The sequence below is a fragment of the Sphingopyxis sp. GW821-FHT10B01 genome, from assembly GCF_059415685.1.
The window spans coordinates 212,256-233,790 of sequence record NZ_JBWKNS010000008.1 but is presented as its reverse complement, the minus strand read 5'-3'; the positions used below and the strand labels follow the sequence as shown (position 1 = coordinate 233,790).

Genomic DNA, 21,535 nt, shown 5'->3' with positions numbered 1-21,535 from the left:
GCTCAATTTCCTCGCCTTAGATTTTGAGGAATCGGCGTCGCCCAATAGTAACGCATCGTAACGTTAGACATCGGACCACTGCTTGGATTTTCTACCCAATCGACCAAACCTGAACGCCCTAGAATGTTGCCTGCGCCATAGGATTGCATAGACATGACATTCACTGCTTCAAAATACACCCAATCATTCTCTACGTGAATATTTAAGCCACGCGTAAATGTCCCCGTCACATCCGAAAGCTGCGTGCCGTCGGTTATGCCCCATACACCATCCCCTGGGTCCCATGCCCCGTTGGGATGCCGCAGACCAGTCGCCGACATCCCATTGGACAAGTATCCGGTCTGATACTTTCCTAGCAAATAGTTCATCGCATATTCTTGGTGCTGTTCATAATAATATGCCCCCCTGAAATTGAACAATTCCTGGGCATCATCTTGACCAAAAGAAATAACCCGATCCCTGGACGGAGACAAGAACAGTTCCAGAGCCCGGCGGGCCGCTGGAGAAGTGCGAGAGTCACGCAAAACACTCTCGATGTTGGCTCGAGCATTAGCCTGAAGCGCCTCATTTGCCTCTCTGCGCTGCTGCCGCGACCATGAATCCCATCCACGCTCAAGAAGCTCACCCAATTTCTCAAGCGGGTGCCGAGTGTCTATGTCACCGGAATCCCGCCAATTACCGCTGAACGGATCATAGCGAGGCACGTCCTGATAAGAAGCGGGAACAACATGCCCTTCTTCGAACAGGGCGGCAAATCTCAGCGCTCCCTTTATGGACCCATACATGTCGGCATTGCGCAACCCGGCTTTCGCAATCGAACGGTAGGTTCGATTGTCAGGGTCCAAGCCTTCCCCTCTAATAATCCGGTCTGCCCTGATGTTTCTTTCGAGCGACAATATGGGATTGGTCACGGTTGCGCGAACCGCATCGCCAATCAACTCGCTAGGAAAATTCGATATTCTGCGCAATACGTCCAGTATCTGCGGGCTGCGCTTTTCTCCGCTGGGATTGGCTCCGGCTTCGGCCGCGGGGTCTTGGTCTCTCGGTCCGCCTGCCCTGCCGATACGCCCATCACCGTCGCCGTCAAGCCCTCGCGCAAGCGCTCGGCCCGCAACACCACCGATCAGATTTGGCAAGCCGGCGATCAATGCGTCGCCAAAACTATTGCCGTTCAAAGCTGACCGTGTGGCAGCATCGGCTATCGAGCCCGCCGTGGCGGATACCAGGCTATTGGAGAAGCTTTGCGATCCAAAACTTTCCCAGCGATGTGTTTGATCGTTCCATCGTTCCCCCGAAGTACCCACTCCGAGTTCATTACTCGCCCAACTGGATACCCCGCCCGCCAGGCCTGCCGCAGCCACGCCCGCCCAGCTAAACTTGTTTTGCAATCCAGTGGCGACCGCAACGCCTTGGGTAAGTGCACTTGCCGTGGCACCTTGCAGAGCCCCGCGAACGAATGCGCTTTGAATACCGCTAAACGCGCCATCCAAACCCGCCGTCACACCCGCCGAAACAACGCTGAGTCCCAAAGACTTCCAGCTGAAGCCCTTCTGAACACCTATCAGATTGTTGAATCCCTGACTGACGACATTGCCGAGGATAGGGCCAAGGAAATAGCTGGCAGCAACGGCGACAATGGTGGACAGAATCGCACCGAACACCCCGCATTTCTTCTTCGCGTCCTTCGGTTTCGGCGCCGTCGTCGGCGACACGTCGCCAATCGCCTCGCTCGGGTCGTACGGGTTCAGCGTCGAGGCACTATTGCCCGACCGCATCACCCCCGTGGGCAGCGTCAGCCGCTGCCCTTCGATCAGCCCGCTTGCGGCCGAGAGGCCGTTCGCCTCGGCGATCTTGTACCAGAGCGAGCTGTCGCCCCAGACATTCTGCGCGATCGACTGCAGCGTGTCGCCGCGCTGGACGGAATAGCTGCCGCCGCCCGAGCCCTGGCTGAAGCTGTTGATCGGGTCGTAATTCTGCGCGAAGTCGGCGTAGGATCCGCCATACATCTGTTTGTTGCGGAACGTGCCCTGGTTCGTCGGGGAGACGACTTGCCGGTCGGCGATCGAGGCCCCCATCGACATGTCGTTCGTGCCGTTGTTGCCGGTGTAGCCGAACTGGCGGCCGGCGAAGCGGTACCAGACTTCGTGTGGCGCGCCGGTCTGGCCCGTCACCGCGGTTTCATCGCGGCGGATGATCTGGCCGAGCTCGTCGTTGGTGAAGGTCACCGAATGCGGCTTGCCATCGCCGATATAGGCCGAGGTAAGCTGGCCCATGCCGTTATAGCCGAAGCTGGTGGTGTAGGTGGTCGACTGCGACGTGTTGGGCTTGTAGCTGATCGACGACTGCAGCGCGCCATCGTACCAGATATAGCTGTTGGTCGTGCTCGACCAGGTCGTCGACTGGCCGGTCATCCCGTTGCTGCTCGACTGCGACACGACCGCGCCGAGCATATAGCCGGTGCCATAGCCGTAATTATAGGTCGTGCTGGACGTATAGGTCTTGTTGTCGGTCTTGAGGTTCGACGTATAGTCGCTCGTCAACTGCCCCTTTTCATTAAAGGATGCGCTGCGGCTGAACACGACTGTCGTGCCATTGGCGGCATAATCCTGCTGGAGATATTGCCGCCCCATCAGATCATAGGCGTAGGAAGAGCGCCGGACCCCGGTGCCCGTCGCGGCGGGGATCGCCGGATTGACCCCGATATCGCCGACGACGGCGGTTCCCGTCGCCTCGCGCGTTTCGACCAGACGGCCGGCGTCGTCATAGGTATAGAGCTCGCGGACTTCGTTCGCGGTATAGCCGGTGTAGCCATTGATATAGCTATTGGTGATCGCGACCGAGGTGCGCTGCCCGGCGACGTTATAAGCAATATCCTGCCCACCGCCATACAGGCCATAGGCCGAATTCATTCCGCGGCTGATGACGCCGCCTTCCAGCACGCCCTGGTTCACCACGACGCGGTTCATGCTGTCGTAACGGAACCAATAGTCGCGGGTGGAATCGACGGTGGCCGCGACGCCATTGGCATCGAGCGCGCGGTAGGTCGACAGCGTCCGACGGACATTGCCCGCGGCATCAAATTCGTTCGAAATCGACGCTGCAGGGCTCTTGGCAGTGCCCGCTTCGGCCCAGGTCTTCAGCCGGCCGAGCGCGTCATAGGTGGCGGTCGCATTTTTGACGAGCTCAGATGTCTCATAATAGCTTTCGGGCATCCACTCGGGTTCGTACGGGTTGTAATAATACATGTAACCGGGCGTGTAATAGCCGGCCTCCTTCGCCAGTTGCTCGGTCAGTCGGTTGCCGATTTTATCGTAGCTGTAGGTCGCGGTGTCGCGCGTCCAGCTGGATGTCTGGCTGCCGGCATTGGCGCTGCCGGTCGCCATTTTCCCGAGGAAACCGCTATTGAGCCATGTGAAGCTGGTCGTCAGTCCGCCCAGGGAACTGGTGGCGAGCCGTCCGGCAACATCATAGCCATAATCGGTGATATGACCGCCAAGGTCGCGTTTGTAGGTCGCGCGTCCAAACAGGTCGGTCTTTTCGACCGAATAGAGGCTGTTCGCCATCGTCGTCGTTTGCGACCAGCCGCCGAAAGCACCGAGGCCCGTCGTCACCATGCCGGCTTCCCAAACATAGGATGTCAGCGTGATGTCACCGCCGAACGCGCGCTGCGCGATCACGCGGCCCTGGATGTCGTAATCGGTCGTCTCGACATCGGGCGTGTAACCGATGATCGGCGTTTCCCAATGGCCGTTGCCGCCCCCTTCGATGGGAATTTCTGGGTAATAATAGGGAGGGCCGCCATAATAGGGATCCTCGACCCAAACGGGCTCGCCATAAATCGGCGTCTGGATTGCATTGTTCCAATGCTTCAGCTGTTGGCCGACACCATCATAGACATAATAGTCGTAGAAATCGTCGGTGCTGTTCGCGGCGTTGCGGAGTTCCTGCCGAACGGTGATCCGCCCCTTGGCATCGAAGGTCTGCAGGGTGCGGTGACCGAGTTCACCGACCAGTTCGCGCGCATCGCCATGGATGTCATATTTGACCTGCTTCACCCCGCCGTCGGCATGCGTTTCTGCGGTGACCAGAGCCTGGCTGCCGCCATAGCCGCTGCCCGCCAGCAGCGTCAGGCGCGTCAGATTGTTGTTCGCATCGCGTGTCGCAACCAGACGGCCGCTGGCGTCATAATAATATTGCTCGGTCGGACGGACGTTCGCGGTCGTTCCGTTCTCCAGCGTGATGCTGACCGTCGGGCTCTCGCTTTTGACCAGGCGTCCCATATTGTTGTAGGTGTAATTGATCGTCGCGTTCAACGCGTTGGTCTCGCTCGCGACCTCGCCGAACGCGGTATAGGTCCGATTGGTCGACAGCGTCTGCGCGGCGCTACCGATCGCGAGTTGGCGGCCGGTTTCGGTGACGGTCACCGCCATGTTGCGCTTGTCGTACATCGTGAATGTGGGAGCCACGTCGCTCTGGCCGATCAGCGCCAGCGCCTGCGCGAAGGTCTTGCCCGACAGATTTGCACCCGCCGAGGTGATGGCGATCGTCTGGTTGCCGTTGCCGTCGTAACCAAAATGCTTCCACACGCCATCGCCGCTGTTCGTCGCGATCAGGCGGCCGCCGCCGTCATACTGATTCTGTTGCTGCGTCACGCCGCCGATCGCGATACTCGCGACCTCGCCGAACGCATTATAGGTGGTTACCGCGCGCGGGCCATTGTCGGTCCAGCCGTTGGTGCTGTCGTAGCTTGCCTGCCATTTCTGGGTGACACGTCCCGCGGCGTCGTAGGCGGTGAGCACGCCTTCATAGGAGGCTGCGAGACCGGCAGCCGTTTTGGTGTAGGCGCCCGTTGAATCGTAGCGCGAATAATAGGCATAGGTCTGGCGACCCGCGAGGTCGTAATGATAATAGGTCGTCAGGCCGTTCTTGACGTCGCCATCCTGCACTTCGGCATCGCTCATCCAATGCAATTTGCTGCCGCTATAGCCATATGTCGTCACGCGTTCGGCGGCGTTCGCCGACCCACGCTGGCGCGTCCGCGACAGATTGCCGACGCCGTCATAATAATAGTCGACCGTTGGCGTAACCGACGCGCCGCTCTGGTCGACGAACGCCTGCCGCACTTCGGTGGTCAGGCGCCCGCTCAGGTCATAGGTGTAATTCACCTGATCCCCGGTCGACTCGGTCTTGCGGGTGACCTGACCGACGCCATTGTAAAGATAGCTGATCGTCGCGGTAACGATGTTGTAGCCACCCGCGCCATTGTGAATCTCGACCCCGGTCCGCGCTTCGCTGAGCCGGTTGCCATTGAGGTCATAGGTGAAATTGGTGATGCGGTCGCGATTGGCATCGGCGGTGACGGCTGGCGGTGCGGCGGTGTTCGGCGCTGCCGCCTTGTTCCAATAGCGCCGCTCGCTCAGGACATTGCCGTCCGCGTTATAGGTCCAATCGGTGCGATACCCTTCGCCGTCGATCTGCGCCGTCTTGCGCCCGAGCAGGTCGTAATAGGCGTAGCTGGCGTTGCCGTTGGTATCGATCGTTTTGACGACATTGCCGCTCGCATCATATTCATAGACGGTGTGCAGCGTGGTCGCGAGCAACGCATAGGCGGTGCCGTTGGTGATATAGCTGTTCACCCCGGCGACACTGCTGGTCGTCAGGCGATTGACGTTGTCATATGTAAAATTCGTCTCGCGATAGCCACCGGCGGGAACGGCCGGGGCCTCTTCTTCCGATCCGCCGTCGGACGGGATCGACATCGCCGTCGCATAGACGCGCATTGTCGTGACGTTGCCGTTCTTGTCATAGCTTTTGGTGGTATAAGTGCCCACCGAGCTGATGCTCGCGACGACGCGGTTCAGATCGTCATAATAGTTGACCGTCCGCCCGCCGCCGTCATCGACCGTGCTGGTCACATTGCCCCGCGCATCATAGCCGATGTAGCTGTGCGGCGTCATGGTGTTGAAGAAAGTCGGCCCGACCGTCTCGATCAAACGGTTCGCCTTGTCGTATATATAGCTCGACGTGCGTGCCTCGGCGAGCCCCGCCGCCTCGACCATCTGGGTCCGATTTCCGCGCGCATCATAGGCGTAGGTCGTCGTCACCGACGAGGAAACCAACGTTCCCGCGTTGTTGTAAGACGCGACCGGCGCAATTTGGGACGTCAGCAGGCCACGCCGGTCATAGGCATAGCTCGTCGTGCCGCCGAGCTTGTTACGCGACGTGATCCGGTTGCCAAGCGCGTCATATGTGTAGGCTTCATAGCCACCCAGCGCGTCGGTCGCACGCGTGACCCGGCCCAGCTTGTCATATTGGAAGCTGGTCGTTGCACCCGCGCGTACCACGCTCGCCACTTCGCCGAACGCCGTGTAGCTGTAGTCGGTCGCGATCGAAGCGGCATCGGTCGTGCGTGTCAGCCGACCCAGATTGTCATAGATGTTGGCCGTGACGGCGCCGCGGGCATCGGTGGTCTGCGTGACCTCGCCAAAGGCGTTGTAGGCAAAGCTCGTAACCCCGCCCGCCGCGTCGGTTGCGGTCAAAACCTGGCCGACCTCGTCATAGGTGTAGCTGGTAACCTTGCCCCGCGCGTCGGTGACGCTGGTCCGGTTCCCTAGTCCGTCATAGGCATAGACAACCACCGCCTGCTCGGCCTCGCCATAGCCGAAATATTCGGACACGAGCCGCCCCGCACCATCATAACCGCGATAGGTCAGGCTGAGGTCGTTGGTGCCATAGGCATGATAGGTGCCGGCCAGCTGGCCCGTGCCATAATAGGTATAGTGGGTCCGGACGCCCATCGCATCGTAGGACGAACTGACGCGCCCCACCGCGTCATATTCGAAGCGCGCATCGGTCCAGGTGCCCACCGTCAGCGTCGTCACCTGTCCGATCGTTGTCGCGTCGGTGACGCTGATCGCAGCATCCCAAAGCACTTCGCGCGTCTTGCGCCCTTCGGCATCATAGTCGAAACGCCGCACGAAGCCTTCGGCGTCGACCGTGAAGCGCAGGTCGCCCGACGCCGTGTAATAGTTGCGGGTCGTGCGCGCCGCCCCACCGCTGCCCACGACTGTCTTTATGATCCGGCCGGAGTTGTCGTACGTGAAGCTGGTCGTCAACCCGCCCGCATCGACGGTCGAGGCGACACGGCCCTGAGAATTATAGTTGATCGTCGATACGCGGTCGTCGGCGGCATTCGCCACGACTAGCGACTTGACGTTCAAATAGGTGAAATCGCTCGTGCTGATCGCCGCGGTATAGACACGCGTCTGCGTCAGCTTGCCCGCGGCGTTATAGCTGTAACCCGTGACCCTGCCCGCGACATCGACGGCGTAGCGGACCAGCCCCTGCGCATCGACGACATAGCGCGTACGCCGGTTCGTCGTCGCGGTCGGCGCTGCGGTCGAGCGCAGCTGATCGAATGTCCCCGACACCCAATAGCTGGAATTGGTCTTGGTGGCATAAGCCACTTCTTCGACCTTTTGTCCCGCCTTGTCGTAAATGATCTCGCTCAGATAGCCTTCGCCATCGAGGGCGCCGATCAGGCGGCCGTCGCGATCGTAGAAGCTACGGCTGACCGTGTCCTTCGCGTGCGCGGTCACCGCCACGGCGACTAGCGGCGGCGTCGTCTTCAGTGCCGCGATGGCGACCTTATTGAAATAGGCGGTGGTTTTGACGAGGCGGTTCGACGCGTCATATTCGAATGCCGTGACCCCGCCATCGCCATCGATCGACTGGACCACCCGTCCCGCAGCATCATAAACGGTCCAACTCCAGATATCGCTGTACGCCGCGGGTCTGATCGACGCCATTTCCAGGCCGTTGTCCGGATTTTCGAGCGCCGCAAGGTTCGCCGCGCTCAGAATATTGAAATAGGCGGTTGTCGCGATGAGCCGGTTCGCCGCGTCGTAGCGATATTCGGTCACATGCCCATAAGCGTTGATGTCGGCGACCTTGCGGCCCGCCTTGTCGTACAGGAAAAAGCTCTTGTACCCGGTTGCGTCGGTCGCGACGCGCACGCGACCGTTCTTGTCGTAGAGATAGCTGGTCGACCCCCCGATATCGAAATTGCCGCTGCTCGCCTCACCGACAAGGTCGCCGCCCCGGTTGTAGCTCTTGACCGTCGTAAAGCCCGCGGCGGTGGTGACCGTCGTCGTCATCGCGCCGTCGTTGAAGACGAAGGTTGTCGTCCCGCCCATCGTGTCGGTCGACGCGGTCAGCCGCCCCAGTCCGTCATAGACAAAGGTTTCGGCGGTCTCTCCCGACCTGTTTCGCGACAGCAATCGACCAGCCTGATCGTAGGTAAAACCGTCGACCTGATAGCCCTCATTGGGGTTCACATGCGCCCAGTCGTCGGCGATCGCATATTGGCGAAGACCAACGACATTCCCGCGCGCATCGAACGTCGAATATCGGATCGCGACGCTTTTGCGGTTCGCAGCGCTTGGCCCGGCAACGCTTTCGGTCCAGGCGATCATCTGCGCCTCGGTCGGCGTTTGCGCCGCCGTAAGGCCGGTCAGATCGTAGCGCGACTGTGGAAATTCGACCTGCCAATAGAGCTGCCCATAGCCGTCATAGTCGTTCCGGACGACGTTGCCTTCGGCGCTGATGGCGAAACGCAGGTGATTTTCGACGTCATAGACATAGCGGGTGGTGTGACTGACCGCCGCGCCGGCGGCGTTGGAACCGGTGCGCGTTTCGGTCAGCAGCTCATTCTTCGCACCATAGGTGCGCGTGACCACATTGCCATTGGGGTCGGTGCTGGTCAGCAGATTGCCGTCGGCGTCATAGGTAAAGCTCGAAACCTTGCCCGCCGCGTCGGTCGCGCTTGAGAGGTTGCCGTCGGCATCCCAGGCATATTGGACGATCTGCGCCGCGGCGCCGGTGTGGGCCAGCGGGGCGGTGATCTTGGTGAGGCGCTGCGCCGCATCATAATCAAGGCGCGTCACCTGTCCGTCGGGGCCTGTGACGCTGGTGAAGCCCGCGCCATAGGTCAGGCTGGTCAGGCGCGCATCTGTCCCCGTGACGAGCTGCGAAAGCGAAACGATCCTTCCTGAGCCATCATAGGTCAGGTCAACCCGCGACCCATCCGATTGCGTGATCGTCTGGATCAGCTTCGACGCGCCGTGATAGGTGTAGTAGGTCGCGTAATATTTGCTGTCCGCAATGCTGTTGTCGCCGGGCGACAGGTCGACGAGAACCATGTTCAGCCGATTGGACGCGTCATACCCGTAACGTGTGTGCGTCAGCGTCTTCGCGGTCGACGTCGCAAGGTCGGTATAGCCGGTAACGATCTGGGTGATCTGCGTTCCCGACCAGCTATATTGCACCCATTCGCCGTTCGCCGTCGTTACCTTGTCGAGCAGGTCGGAGGTGCCGACATAGCTGAAGGTCAGGCTGAAATTGTCGGTGTCGGTCTGCGCGGTGATCCGCCACGCGCCCGACCCGGCAGGATATTCCGAATAGGTTTCGGTGACCTGGCTCGCGCCGTCGGTCCAAATCCACGTCGTCCCCGATTTGACCAGCCTGTCGTGTGCGCCGTCGCCTTCGGTCGTCCAATAGGCCGCGACCCCGTCGCGCGTGCCATAGCTGTAGGTGATCAGCGCGCCATCGCTGCCGAGCCGCTGGATCGTGCTGCCAGCGGTGTTGAGCGTTCCTGTCAGGTTCGCGAGGCGGCGAACCGTGCCCATCTGCCACTGGTCGTTGTTGTCGCCGTCGGTGGTCTGCGCAAGGCTGTTGTACGTGCGCGAGATGCCGATATCGAGCCCGCGTCCCGCGAGGAACTCGTCCTGTTGCGTGACGAGCAGATTGCCGTTGGCGGCGTTGATCGAAACGCCTTCGCCCCCGCGCCCGAGAACCGCGGACCCCAGCACACCCGCGCCACCAAGCAGATTACCCGACCCGCGCGCAAAGCCCGCCCCCGAACCAACGAAAATCCCAACCATCGCGCCCCTCCGACCGGACAATGCGGGTGGGCCATTTCGAACGACTCTTGAAGAAAGCCGACATTCGACAGGCCCTGCTTGGAAAGACCATCCGGCGAAAGGCGTGGAAGTTTAGGGAAAATTGGGATGGGGACCAGAAGGCCGCAGAAAACTGCGCAACTTCACTCTGGAATCAAGGTGTCGGGCATATGGAGAACGCCGTGCGGGATCGAATTTGCGGGTTGAGGGCAATAGGGGGACGACATGCCCGTCAAGAGCCGGTCAAACCGCCTTCTGGAACCGCTCAAATCTATTGAGTGCAGTCTCTATCCTGCTCCGCAAGCCCTTTGTTTCCGGTACAATCCAGCTCCACTTCTGGATGGTCAAGGAGCCTGTCCTGCGATCCATCTTGGTGTCGAGTGCGGCGACAATCCGGTCGTCCGCCAGCACGGGGAGCGCGAAATATCCGAGGACGCGCTTGGCTGCGGGGACATACGCCTCGAACCTGTGCTCATAGTCGAAAAAAGCGGCCAGACGCTTTCTCTGGATCACCAGCGGATCGAACGGTGACAGAATATGGACCCGCCGGGCCCGCTCCAATGACTGCAGGCTATCCAATGCCGCGGGCGCAGACCAATGGTTTACGCGCCCTAGCCCCTCGATCTCGACGGGAACCAGCGCGCCATGTGCGACCCGGTCAGCCACCAAACGCGCCACATCGGCCTTGGCCGGAGCATCGCCATAGGTCGCACTCTCGAGACTGACGATGCCTTGTGAACGTAAGCCCCTGTCGAGCAAATAGGCGGCAAATTCATCCGGCGTCGCCGTTCCCGGCCTCTCGTTCCAGCCGAAGTGCCGTTCGGTCAGTTCGTAGGTTTTGAGCATGCCTGTCCGCGCGCTGATTGTCAGGTCGCCGACCCAAAACCCGTGAGACAGCAGCCGCTTCGAAGGCTTGCGGCTGGCCCAAGGATGCTGCTTTTCCTCCAGTATCTGGTCATCGATGTCGCGGAGCGAGAGCGGACCATCATCGCGAATCCGCGCAAGCAGCGCTGCATAAGCATCAGGGTCGACTTTTGCGAAGGAGGGATGCGGCCTGATGCGCCAGGCATTCATCGCCGGGATAAAGAAGCGGTAGTCGCTCGCCGGAATGTACGCGAGCGCATGCGCCCAATATTCGAACGCGGTCTTCTCGGCGGATTGCGCCGCCTCCAGCGCACTCTGGCGATATTTGGGAATACGCGACCACAGGATGTGGTGATGACACCGTTCGATAACGTTGATCGTATCGATCTGGACATAGCCGAGATGCTGTATTGCCGACGCCACCGCAGCGGATCCGGTGCCAAAGGGCGCATCTTCATCGAGCCGCTGGGCCCGCAGCCACAGACGGCGGGCATCTGCCTGACTGATCCTTGCTATTCTTACTGCCATACCGTTGATTCCGATAGAAACAAACAAGGAACAAATCAACCATTAGCAACGCGGCGGCTGCAATCCGCGGGCTATGACTGCCAGACGGGTCAGCGGGCGCATCACGATTGGCGTTGGCCCCTTTGCGCCGCGACATTGACCGGATGCGTAGAGACGATCTGGTCGCAGGGCTGTGTGTCGCCGGATTGATGTTAGCCGAAGCGGCCGCTTATGCAGGGACTGCCGGGCTGGTGCGCGCGGGAAGATCGAGCGCACCGTCGGAGGATGCCGGCGTGTCCCTAATGCCGCGAATATGGCGATTCGCCGCCTAGACTGGCATTGGTGTGATCGATCAGGACGCGGCACAGGCACGCCGCATCGGTGCAGGCATCGCGCTTGGCGATGAAACCTGCGTCGCGCGGGGGATTGCCCCGATCGACCTCCTGCTTGGTGGCATTTTCATAGGCGTAGACCCAGGCGAGATCGTCGAGGCGCGCCATGCGCGACAGCGGTCCCGGGGCCTTCGCGGAGGAATCGCACATCAGCCGGCGGGCCGCGTTTACGGGCGTGCCGCACCCGACATCCGACCGGACGTCGCCATAGGATGGTTCGAGGCGTCCGATGCTTTTCTCGACGGCCGCCATGTCGACGTTGCAGTTTTGCGCAAAGGAAACCTGCGGGATCAGGGCGAGTGCGATCGCGAAGGAAGCACACAGGAAGGCCCTTGGAGAATTACGAGATACTGCCATGACTGGAACATCCTTTCTTCAGTTGGGCTGCGCAATGGTCAGACCCCGCAGATCAACTCGCTCTGACCCCGCGATCGAGCGCTGGGGTCGGTCGCGCGAAGCGACGTGACGACGGGAACATCGTCAGGCACGGTAAAGTCGCCGTTCTTGTCGATCTTGAACCCCATTTGCCGGAAGGCCGTCTGAACCTTGCTCGCCGAGTCGCCGAAACCGACCCCGGTCCACTCATAGCCGACGATCACCGATGTGACGCGAAGACCGCGAAACCGCTTGTCCACCGGAAAGCTGTATTCCTCGCCATCCTCTTCATTTCCTTGTGCCAATCGGCGCTCGCGGGCCTTGTCGAAATAAGGCTGGAGTTCGGGACCAAGTTCACAGGTACGAACATCGAACTGGATCAGCGAGTTGGCGACGGCGCCCTTGGCAGACGATGGGTCGGTCGCGCAGGCATCCGACGGACCGACATAACCGACACCGCCTCCGGGCAGCGCGAACTCGGTAAAGCCATCCGCAGTTGCGCCTATCAGCCGGACCGCCGCACCGGGTTTCAATGTGACCTTCACGGCCGCCTCTGCTGCCGCAGTTTCCAGGACCGGGCATGCCCCCGTTGTAATGCGGTCGCTGCCGTCCAGGCTCGCCAGCGCTGGCGGCTGGGATTTTGAAAGATTGGCGAGGCTGACGAAGCGCCCGGCGCCATCGATCTTCAGCCATTGCTTGCCCCGGTTGTCGAGGACAAGCGTGCCGGTCGCTTTCTCGCCCCGCTTCAGCGACCCGACCACCTTCGAACCATCGAGGGTCGGCGCGTCGCGAAGATTGGCTTCCGCGACGGCAAAGAAAGAAAGGCGCTCGGTCGAAGCTTCTTGCGGCCCCGACGCGGCTTCCTGACCAACGTCATCCGTGGTGCCCGTACTGGACAGCCCGAGCCAGGCCCCACCGCCGATCGCTACGGCCAGAAGCGCGGCACCGGCGAGGAGCATCGGAGCCTTGCTCGAAGCCGGCGCGGGGCCTCTGTCATCCTGAGCCTGGCCATCGTGGGCCGCCGGAACCACCGGCGCGCTATCCCCGGCCGTGACCACCACATCTTTCGCCTTGCCCTGGATCGGCGTTCCGCATGCGCCGCAGAAGCGTGCATCTTGCGAAAGCGTTGATCCGCATTCGGAGCAGAAATTGGCCATCTCTTCTATATCCCTCGATTGGTCGAAAACTTATGTCGTGCCGGCTGTTTAGCAACGGCCCGACGCATCCCATGTGATGAAAAGCACATTGCGTCAAAGATCAACGAAATTAGGATGATAGGGTGCGGGGGATCGACGACGAAAATAGATTCTCGCACCCCCGGCTTACGCCTTCGGTATGATTTTACCTGGCTTCCGAAGAAAGTTTCGTCCCGGCTTTTTGGGCGGCGACTTGTAAAACCTGCCCGCTCGCCAATCACGCAAAATGCAGTCGCCGGTACTTTCCACGGAAATACAGCAACGGATCGCGGTGCGGTTCGAACTGCGCGCGCACCACGCGGCCAACGAGGATGAAATGGTCGCCCGCCTCGTGCAGTGATTCGCGTTGGCACTCGAACGACACCAGCGAACTGCCTAGCAGCGGTACGCCCGTCTGGCCCGGCGCCCATGGCTGGTTGGCAAAACGATCCTCGACCTTTGCCGCGAACCGGTTCGACGTCGGCTGCTGCCCGATCTGCAGCACATTCACGCCGAAATGCGCTGCGTCGCGCAGCACCGGCGCGGTTCCCGCCGTGTTCGCAATGCATACCAGCAGAAGCGGTGGATCGAGCGAGACCGATGTGAAGCTGTTGGCGGTCAGGCCGACGGGCGTTCCGGCGCCATCGAGCGCGGTGACAATCGTGATGCCCGTCGCAAAACAGCCCATCGCATCGCGCAGCGTGCGCGGGTCCGATCCGGCCTTGAACTCCATGGCTTCGCGCGGCTGGCGGCGTTCGAGGAATTCGAGCAACTGGCCAAGCAGGGCCTCCATCCGGTCCGACGCGAGCGCGAGATCACATTCTTCGATGTCGGCACTTTCGCCGATCGGTAGCGCGGCATTGAATGCGTCGCTGACCGCGCTGCACTGCGCCGGCGAAAAGCCGCCGCGTACGACGAGCGTCGGAAGGGCCAATCGGGCAGCAATCCCGCTTGCGATGGCGTCGTCGTCGACGGGCATGTCGACAAGAACGAGACCTGCGGCCAGATGGGCGCCGTCGGGCGCCAGTGCGCGCGTTGCGATCCAGCCGCTGCCGCGTGCCGCAACGACGACGGGGCGCGACCCCATTTGCGCCAGTACGAGCCGCAAATCCTCGATATGCGAAGTCAGGTCGTTGTCCTCGCCTGCCTCGCGCAGATCGAGGTTCACGACCCGGCGCCCGGACAGCACGAGCGCGTCGGCGACGTCGCGCCAGGCGGTGCGGCCCTGCCCGATGTCGGGAATCAGGAGTATGGCGGGGTCATTTTCGTCGCCCAGCATGTCGGCCGACAGCGGCACGCCGCCGAAACCCTTATATTCGATGAGGCTCAAAAATCCCCCTTGCCGCGCCGGCAGGCGCGGGCGCCGGCGGCATTCGATGTGACCAGATTGCGATGAATCGGACCATATCGAAAGCCGGCGCGCCGCGCCAGCGTAGCGGGCGAATTAGGCGCGCATCGACGCGAGCCGCTGATCGACGATCGCGTCTGCATCGCCGATGATCCGGTCGATGAGCTCTTTGCAGGTCGGGATGTCGTGGATCAGCCCCTGCACCATGCCGGCCCAGAACACGCCCTTGGTCAGATCGCCGGTCTCCAGCAGTTCGCGGCCCGCCTTGCCATTCACCAGTTCTGCGACATCGGCAAAGGTGGCGTCGGGCACCGCGAGGCGGCGCACCACCTCTTCGCTCACTGCGCTCTTGCCGACGCGCGCCGTATTCTTGAGGCTGCGGAAAATCAGGAAGCTGCCGCGTTCGTCATTGTCGATATAGGCCTGCTTCACATTGGGGTGGATCGGCGCTTCGACCGTGGCGCAGAAGCGCGTGCCCATGTTGATGCCCTCCGCGCCAAGCGTCAGCGCAGCGACAAGCCCGCGGCCGTCGCCAAACCCGCCGCTCGCGAGCATCGGGATCTTCACCTTGTCGGCGGCGGCTGGAATCAGGATCAGGCCCGGAATATCGTCCTCGCCCGGATGGCCCGCACATTCGAAGCCGTCGATCGAGATGATATCGCAGCCCGCGCGCTCGGCCGACAGCGCGTGGCGCACCGCGGTGCATTTGTGGAGGATCGTGACGCCATGCGGCTTCAGCATCTCCCAGATCTCGCGCACCGCCTGCGTGCCCGCGGTCTCGACGATCTTCACGCCGCCGTCGATGATCGCCTGCGCATAGGCCTTATAATCGGGCGCGTTGATCGTCGGGAAGACGGTCATGTTCACGCCGAAGGGCTTGTCGGTCATCGCACGGCAGCGCTCGATCTCGGCGCTCAGCGCGGCGGGCGACGGCTGGGTGAGCGCCGTCAGGATCCCGAGGCCGCCTGCGTTCGATACCGCGGCCGCAAGCTCGGCATAGCCGACGCTCTGCATCCCGCCCTGTACGATCGGATGTTCGATTTCCAGCATTTCGGTGATGCGTGTCTTGAAAGCCATCCTCTATCCCTTCTCAGCGGTCCTGCCCTTACGGCATCTTCGCTCCCGTCCATGAAATAACTTGACGCTTACGTCAACGTCGGGTCCACTAGGAAAATAATTAGATAGCGAAGGGAATCGAATTGATGGCGAGCGAAGGCATATCGGATCGGGCGCTGGCGATCGCCGCAAAGGTCGAAACCTTCGTCCGCGAAATTGTCGTTCCTTTCGAAAAAGACCCGCGCCGCGACCATCATGGCGCACCGACCGACGAGCTTGTCATGGAAATGCGCGAACATGCGCGCGCCGCGGGGGTGCTGACGCCGCACATCTTGGGCGACGGCGATCATTTGAACCAGCGCGAGACCGCGGTTGTCCTGATCAAGAGCGGCCTGTCGCCGCTCGGCCCGCTCGCCTGCAACACGATGGCGCCCGACGAGGGCAATATGTATCTGCTTGGCAAGGAAGGCAGCCCCGAACTCAAGGAGCGCTTCCTGAAACCGATGGTCGAGGGGCGCGTCCGGTCGGCCTTCTTCATGACCGAACCCGCCGAAGATGGCGGCGCCGGGTCCGACCCGTCGATGATGAAGACGACGTGCCACCTCGACGGCAATCACTGGGTGGTGAACGGCCGCAAAACCTTCATCACCGGGGCGCTCGGCGCGCGTGTCGGCATCGTGATGGCCAAGTCCGAACAGGGCGCGTGCATGTTCCTCGTCGACCTGCCCGACCCCGCGATCCGCATCGACGATGTGCCGAACACGATCGACAGTTCGATGCCCGGCGGTCACGCGACACTGACGATCGACAATCTGCGGGTGCCCGCAGACCAGATGCTCGGCGAGGCCGGCGAGGGCTTTCGCTATGCGCAGGTCCGCCTCTCCCCTGCCCGTCTGTCGCACTGCATGCGCTGGCTGGGCGCGTGCATTCGCGCGCACGAGATCGCGACCGATTATGCCAATCGCCGCGAGGCGTTCGGTAAGCCGTTGATCGACCATGAGGGCGTCGGCTTCATGCTCGCCGAAAATATGATCGACCTGAAACAGGCCGAACTGATGATCGACTGGTGCGCGTCGGTGCTGGACACAGGTTCGCTCGGCACGGTCGAAAGCTCGATGGCCAAGGTGGCGGTGTCGGAAGCACTGATGCGCATTGCCGACCGCTGCGTCCAGGTGATGGGTGGCACGGGGGTCACCGACAAGACGATTGTCGAACAGGTGTTCCGCGAAGTTCGCGCCTTCCGCATCTACGACGGCCCGACCGAGGTTCACAAATGGAGCCTCGCGAAGAAGATCCGCCGCGACTGGAAAGCCGGGCTGGCCTGACACGGCCGCCAGTTGCGGCGGGAAAAGCGTAGCGTCAAAGTGCTTGACGTTTACGTCAACGTCCGGTTGACTGGCAGAACAAGATAATCGGGAGAAGGACGGGTGCACGCATGACCATCCTCTATGACGAAGGCCAACTGGCGATCGCGACCGAGTCGCGGCGCGTTCTCGAGGCGAGGAGCAGCAAGGAAGCGTTGTTGCCGTTGCTCGAAACCGTCGGCGAATATTACCGGCCGTTCTGGGACACCGCAAAAGAACAGGGCTGGACCGCCCTCGCCCTTCCCGAAGCCGACGGCGGCCTTGGTCTTGGCCTGATCGAACTGGGGTTGATCGCGCATCAGGCGGGGCGCAGCATCAGCGGCGCGCCGTTCCTCACCTCGAGTTTTGGTGCGGCGAAGGCGATCGAGCTTTTCGGCTCCGAGGCGCAAAAAGCGCGTTGGCTGCCGGGCCTTGCAAGCGGTGAAGCCATCGGCGCCATCGCTTTTACCGCGGGTCCCGACGCACTCCCTGCCCGTCCCGATGCGACCCTTACCGGCGACCGAATCGGCGGTACCGTGCGCGGCGTGTCCGGCGGGCTTGCCGCCGATGTGGCGATCGTCTTTGCGAACGGTGCGGGCATGCCGGTGCTCGCGCTCGTCGACCTCGCAGAGGTCGAGCGCTCCGCGGTTTCAAGCTTCGACAATAGCCGCCTCATTGCCGACCTGAACTTTTCGGGGGCGCCGGCCGAGACGCTCGCCGTGGGCAGCACGGCACGCGATGCGGCGCTTCGCATATTGGCGCTGCAAGCGGTCGTCACCGCACACGAGCAAACCGGCGGCGCCGAGGCGTTGATGGAGATTGCCCGCGATTATGCCCTGACGCGCAAGGCCTTTGGCCAGCCGATCGGCGCCTTCCAGTCGGTGAAGCATCGTATCGCCGAACTTTACGGGCTGGTCGAACTGGCGCGCGCAAACTGCATCCACGCAGCGGCGCGAGAGGGCGCTGCCGATTTCATCACTGCGGCAGCCGCTGCGCGCCTCTCGGCGACCGAGGCCTATGACACTGCGGCGCGCGACTGCATCCAGATCCATGGCGGCATTGGCGTCACATGGGAGATCGGACTGCACCTGCACATGCGCCGGGCGCGCAGCCTCGCGATCGAACAGGGGAGCAGCCTGTTTTGGGAAGATGTCCTCGTCGATCAACTTGCAGGAGAAGCGGCATGAGCGATCTGGAAGCCTATCGCGACAAGGCGGCGGCCTGGCTCGCATCGATGGCGCCGACCTTTGGCCGCGACGCGCGCAAGGGCCTGTCCGAAGCCGACGATCTGGCGCTCGGTCGCCGCTATCAGAAAGCCAAGTTCGATGCGGGTTACGCCGGGATCAACTGGCCGACCGAATATGGCGGGCAAGGGCTCGGCCATCTCGAAAAGGTCACCTTCGACGCGGAGGAAATGAAGCACGGATTCCCGAGCTTCTATTTCGGCATCTCGCTCGGCATGCCGGTACCAGTGCTGATGCAGTTCGGCAGCGACAAGGAATTCGTCAAGGAGCGCGTGCTGAAAGCGCTGCAGGGCGAAGAAATCTGGTGCCAGCTGTTTTCCGAACCGTCGGGCGGGTCGGACCTTGCGGGCCTTCGCACCAAGGCCGAACCCGACGGCAACGGGTGGAAGATCAACGGGCAAAAGGTGTGGACGAGCTGGGCGCATTACAGCGACTATGGCGTGATCGTCGTTCGCACCGACCCCAATGTCCCGAAGCACAAGGGCCTCACCTATTTCTGGGTCGACATGAAGGCGCCGGGCGTCACCGTGCGCCCGATCAAGCTCGCAGGCGGCGACAGCCACGTCAACGAAGTGTTCTTCGACGATGTGAAGATCACCGACGATCATCGCATGTCGCCGGTCGGCGGCGGCTTTGCGGTCGCGATCGCGACGTTGATGATCGAACGCTATGTTGCGACCGATAGCGCGGGTTTCGGCCCACACCTCGACCGGTTCGTCGAGCTGGTGAAAGATATCCAGCTCAATGGTCGTCCCGCAATCGAGGATGGGCGCATCCGGCAACAGATCGCGCGCAACTATGCGATGCGGTCGGGGCTCGATTCGATCAATGTGCGGGCGCGGTTGATGATGCAGGCGGGCATGATGCCGGGCCCCGAAGGATCGCTGAACAAGTTGGTCGCAGTCCGTTCGAGGCAGAAATTGTCGGAGCTTGCGATCGATCTGCAAGGAAGCGACGGTTTCCTGTTCGACGAACATGCCTCGCAAAAGGAGGATTGGGCGTCGAGCTGGATCAATGCCCCCACCGGCCGCATCGCCGGCGGGTCGGACGAGACGTTGCTCAACACCATCGCCGAAAAGGTCCTCGGCCTGCCGCAGGACCATCGCCCCGACAAGGGCATCCCCTTTAACCAGATCCCGGCCTGAGGAGGCGCGCCCTATGAAATTCGATTCCACCACCGCAGCGGTCGTGACCGGCGGGGCATCGGGCCTCGGCCGCGCCACCGCCGAGGCGCTTGCCGCCGTCGGCGTGAAGGTCGCGATTTTCGATATCAACGAAGCGCTGGGCGAAGAGGTCGCAGCATCGATCGGCGGTCTGTTCTGCAAGGTCGACATCACCGACGAGCAATCGGTTCTCGACGGCTATGCCAAGGCGCGCGCAGCGCACGGGCAGGAACGCATTTGCGTCCATTGCGCGATGACCTCGCGGCGCGGCAAGACGCTTGCCTATGACAAGGAAAGTGGAACCTTCCGCCGGACGTCGACCGAGGATTATGCCTATGGCGTCGCCGGCATTTTGACCGCGAGCTATCGCATCGGATCGATTGCTGCCGAAGGCATGGCGACGCTTCCCGAGATGGAAGACGGCGAGCGCGGCGCGATCATTTTCACTGCGTCGGTCGCGGCGCAGGACGCGCAGATCGGACAGGTCATCTATGGCTCGGCCAAGGCCGGCGTAAACGGTCTTGTGCTCCCGATGGCGCGCGACCTGATGGACCTTGGCATCCGCGTCAATTCGATCATGCCGGGCGTGTTCGGTACGCCGCTGCTTGGCAATATGAACCCCAAGGTGAAGGAAAGCCTGGAGGCTTCGGTCCCCTTCCCCAAGCGGCTCGGCAAGGCCGAGGAATATGCGAGCCTCGCGATGGAGATGGTCCGCAACACCTATTTCAATGGCCAGGCGGTCCGTCTCGACGGCGCCATTCGCATGGCCCCCCGTTAAGCTCCCCGCCAACTCGCTTTTCAATCAAACGACGATCCTCAAAGCTCTCCACGAAAGGATATCCACCATGGCAGAAGCCTATATCATCGACGCCGTCCGCACCCCGCGCGGAGTGGGCAAGCCCGGCAAGGGCGCGCTGTCGCATCTTCACCCCCAGCACCTGGCTGCAACGGTGCTCGCCGCTATCCGTGACCGCAACAATCTCGACACCGCGACGGTCGACGATATCGTCTGGTCGACGTCGAGCCAGAATGGCAAGCAGGGCGGCGACCTCGGCCGCATGGCGGCGCTTTCGGCAGGTTATGACACCAAGGCCAGCGGCACGACGCTCGACCGTTTCTGCGGCGGCGGGATCAGCTCGGTGAACTTCGCGGCCGCCAGCGTGATGAGCGGCATGGAAGATTGCGTCATCGCGGGCGGCACCGAGATGATGAGCTACACCACCGCTTTTGCCGCCGAACAGGCGAATGCGGGCTTGCCGCAGCGCCTGATGGGATCGGGTCACGAGGCGCTCGACGAACTTCATCCGCAATCGCATCAGGGGGTGTGCGGCGACGCGATCGCGACGATCGAAGGCATCAGCCGCGAAGCGCTCGACGCGCTCGCGCTCGTCAGCCAGCAGCGCGCCGACCGCGCGATCAAGGAAGGCCGCTTCGACAAGTCGGTGGTACCGGTTCTCAACACCGACGGCAGCGTTGCGCTCGACCATGAAGAGTTTCCGAGGCCCGAAACGACCGCCGAAGGTCTTGCGTCGCTGAAGCCCGCCTTCACCGGCCTTGCCGACTTCGACCTCGGCGGCGGCTTCACCTTCCGCAAGCAGGTCAACCGCCGCTATCCCGATGTTGAAATCCAGCATTTCCATCACGCCGGCAACTCGTCGGGTGTCGTCGATGGCGCCGCTGCGCTGCTGCTGACCTCGAAGGACTATGCCGACAAGCATGGCCTGAAACCGCGCGCGCGCGTCGTCGCTTACGCCAATATCGGCGACGATCCGACGCTGATGCTCAATGCGCCCGTCCCGGCGGCGAAGAAGGTGCTCGAAAAGGCAGGGCTGACGAAGGACGATATCGACGTCTGGGAAATCAACGAGGCCTTCTCGGTCGTTGCCGAAAAGTTCATTCGCGATCTCGATCTCGACCGCGAGAAGGTGAACATCAATGGCGGCGCGATGGCGCTCGGTCATCCGATCGGTGCGACCGGGTCGATCCTGATCGGTACCGCGCTCGACGAACTCGAGCGCTCGGGCGGCCGCTATGGGCTCGTCACCATGTGCGCCGCAGGCGGCATGGCGCCCGCGATCATCATCGAACGTATCTGACGAACAGGAGAGA

General features: G+C 61.9%; 11 protein-coding genes and 1 pseudogene. 5 read left to right on the top strand and 7 right to left on the bottom strand.

The window, feature by feature from the left end; all coding sequences use genetic code 11:
* Positions 1 to 2: 2 nt before the first annotated feature.
* From AC07NV_RS21770 to AC07NV_RS21740, 7 genes and pseudogenes are all read right to left on the bottom strand, one after another.
* Positions 3 to 9,941: a LysM peptidoglycan-binding domain-containing protein gene (locus tag AC07NV_RS21770; protein WP_495168477.1), complete on the bottom strand. Its 9,939-nt coding sequence runs from the start codon at positions 9,939 to 9,941 to the stop codon at positions 3 to 5.
* A gap of 261 nt (positions 9,942 to 10,202) precedes the next feature.
* A complete protein-coding gene (locus AC07NV_RS21765) occupies positions 10,203 to 11,378 on the bottom strand; it encodes a winged helix-turn-helix domain-containing protein (RefSeq protein WP_495168476.1) in 1,176 nt (391 codons plus the stop codon).
* Between the two features lie 251 nt (positions 11,379 to 11,629).
* Positions 11,630 to 12,079: a hypothetical protein gene (locus AC07NV_RS21760; RefSeq protein WP_495168475.1), complete on the bottom strand. Its 450-nt coding sequence runs from the start codon at positions 12,077 to 12,079 to the stop codon at positions 11,630 to 11,632.
* Positions 12,080 to 12,117: 38 nt separating this feature from the next.
* The gene (locus AC07NV_RS21755) at positions 12,118 to 13,056 is read right to left on the bottom strand and encodes an SH3 domain-containing protein (RefSeq protein WP_495168515.1); all 939 of its coding nucleotides are present in this window, start codon (positions 13,054 to 13,056) and stop codon (positions 12,118 to 12,120) included.
* Positions 13,057 to 13,182: 126 nt separating this feature from the next.
* Positions 13,183 to 13,254: pseudogene (locus tag AC07NV_RS21750) on the bottom strand (zinc-ribbon domain-containing protein); the annotation flags it as partial.
* A 256-nt stretch (positions 13,255 to 13,510) separates the two neighbouring features.
* The gene (locus tag AC07NV_RS21745; RefSeq protein WP_495168474.1) at positions 13,511 to 14,602 is read right to left on the bottom strand and encodes a flavin reductase; all 1,092 of its coding nucleotides are present in this window, start codon (positions 14,600 to 14,602) and stop codon (positions 13,511 to 13,513) included.
* Positions 14,603 to 14,716: 114 nt separating this feature from the next.
* Entirely contained in the window at positions 14,717 to 15,697 is a 981-nt protein-coding gene (locus tag AC07NV_RS21740) for an NAD(P)H-dependent flavin oxidoreductase (protein ID WP_495168473.1), read from the bottom strand.
* Between the two features lie 125 nt (positions 15,698 to 15,822).
* Here AC07NV_RS21740 and AC07NV_RS21735 point away from each other — a divergent pair, with 125 nt between their 5' ends.
* The 5 genes from AC07NV_RS21735 (at position 15,823) to AC07NV_RS21715 (ending at position 21,522) form a co-directional block, all read left to right on the top strand.
* Entirely contained in the window at positions 15,823 to 17,001 is a 1,179-nt protein-coding gene (locus AC07NV_RS21735) for an acyl-CoA dehydrogenase family protein (RefSeq protein WP_495168472.1), read from the top strand.
* A gap of 110 nt (positions 17,002 to 17,111) precedes the next feature.
* Positions 17,112 to 18,206: an acyl-CoA dehydrogenase family protein gene (locus AC07NV_RS21730; protein WP_495168471.1), complete on the top strand. Its 1,095-nt coding sequence runs from the start codon at positions 17,112 to 17,114 to the stop codon at positions 18,204 to 18,206.
* Positions 18,203 to 19,408, top strand: a complete 1,206-nt coding sequence (locus AC07NV_RS21725; RefSeq protein ID WP_495168470.1) for an acyl-CoA dehydrogenase family protein — start codon at positions 18,203 to 18,205, stop codon at positions 19,406 to 19,408. Before AC07NV_RS21730 ends, AC07NV_RS21725 begins: the two co-directional genes overlap by 4 nt.
* A 13-nt stretch (positions 19,409 to 19,421) precedes the next feature.
* Positions 19,422 to 20,204 (top strand): SDR family NAD(P)-dependent oxidoreductase, encoded by a 783-nt coding sequence (locus AC07NV_RS21720; protein ID WP_495168469.1) that lies wholly within the window; start codon positions 19,422 to 19,424, stop codon positions 20,202 to 20,204.
* 67 nt (positions 20,205 to 20,271) lie between these two features.
* Entirely contained in the window at positions 20,272 to 21,522 is a 1,251-nt protein-coding gene (locus AC07NV_RS21715) for an acetyl-CoA C-acetyltransferase (protein WP_495168468.1), read from the top strand.
* The last annotated feature ends 13 nt before the right edge of the window (positions 21,523 to 21,535 follow it).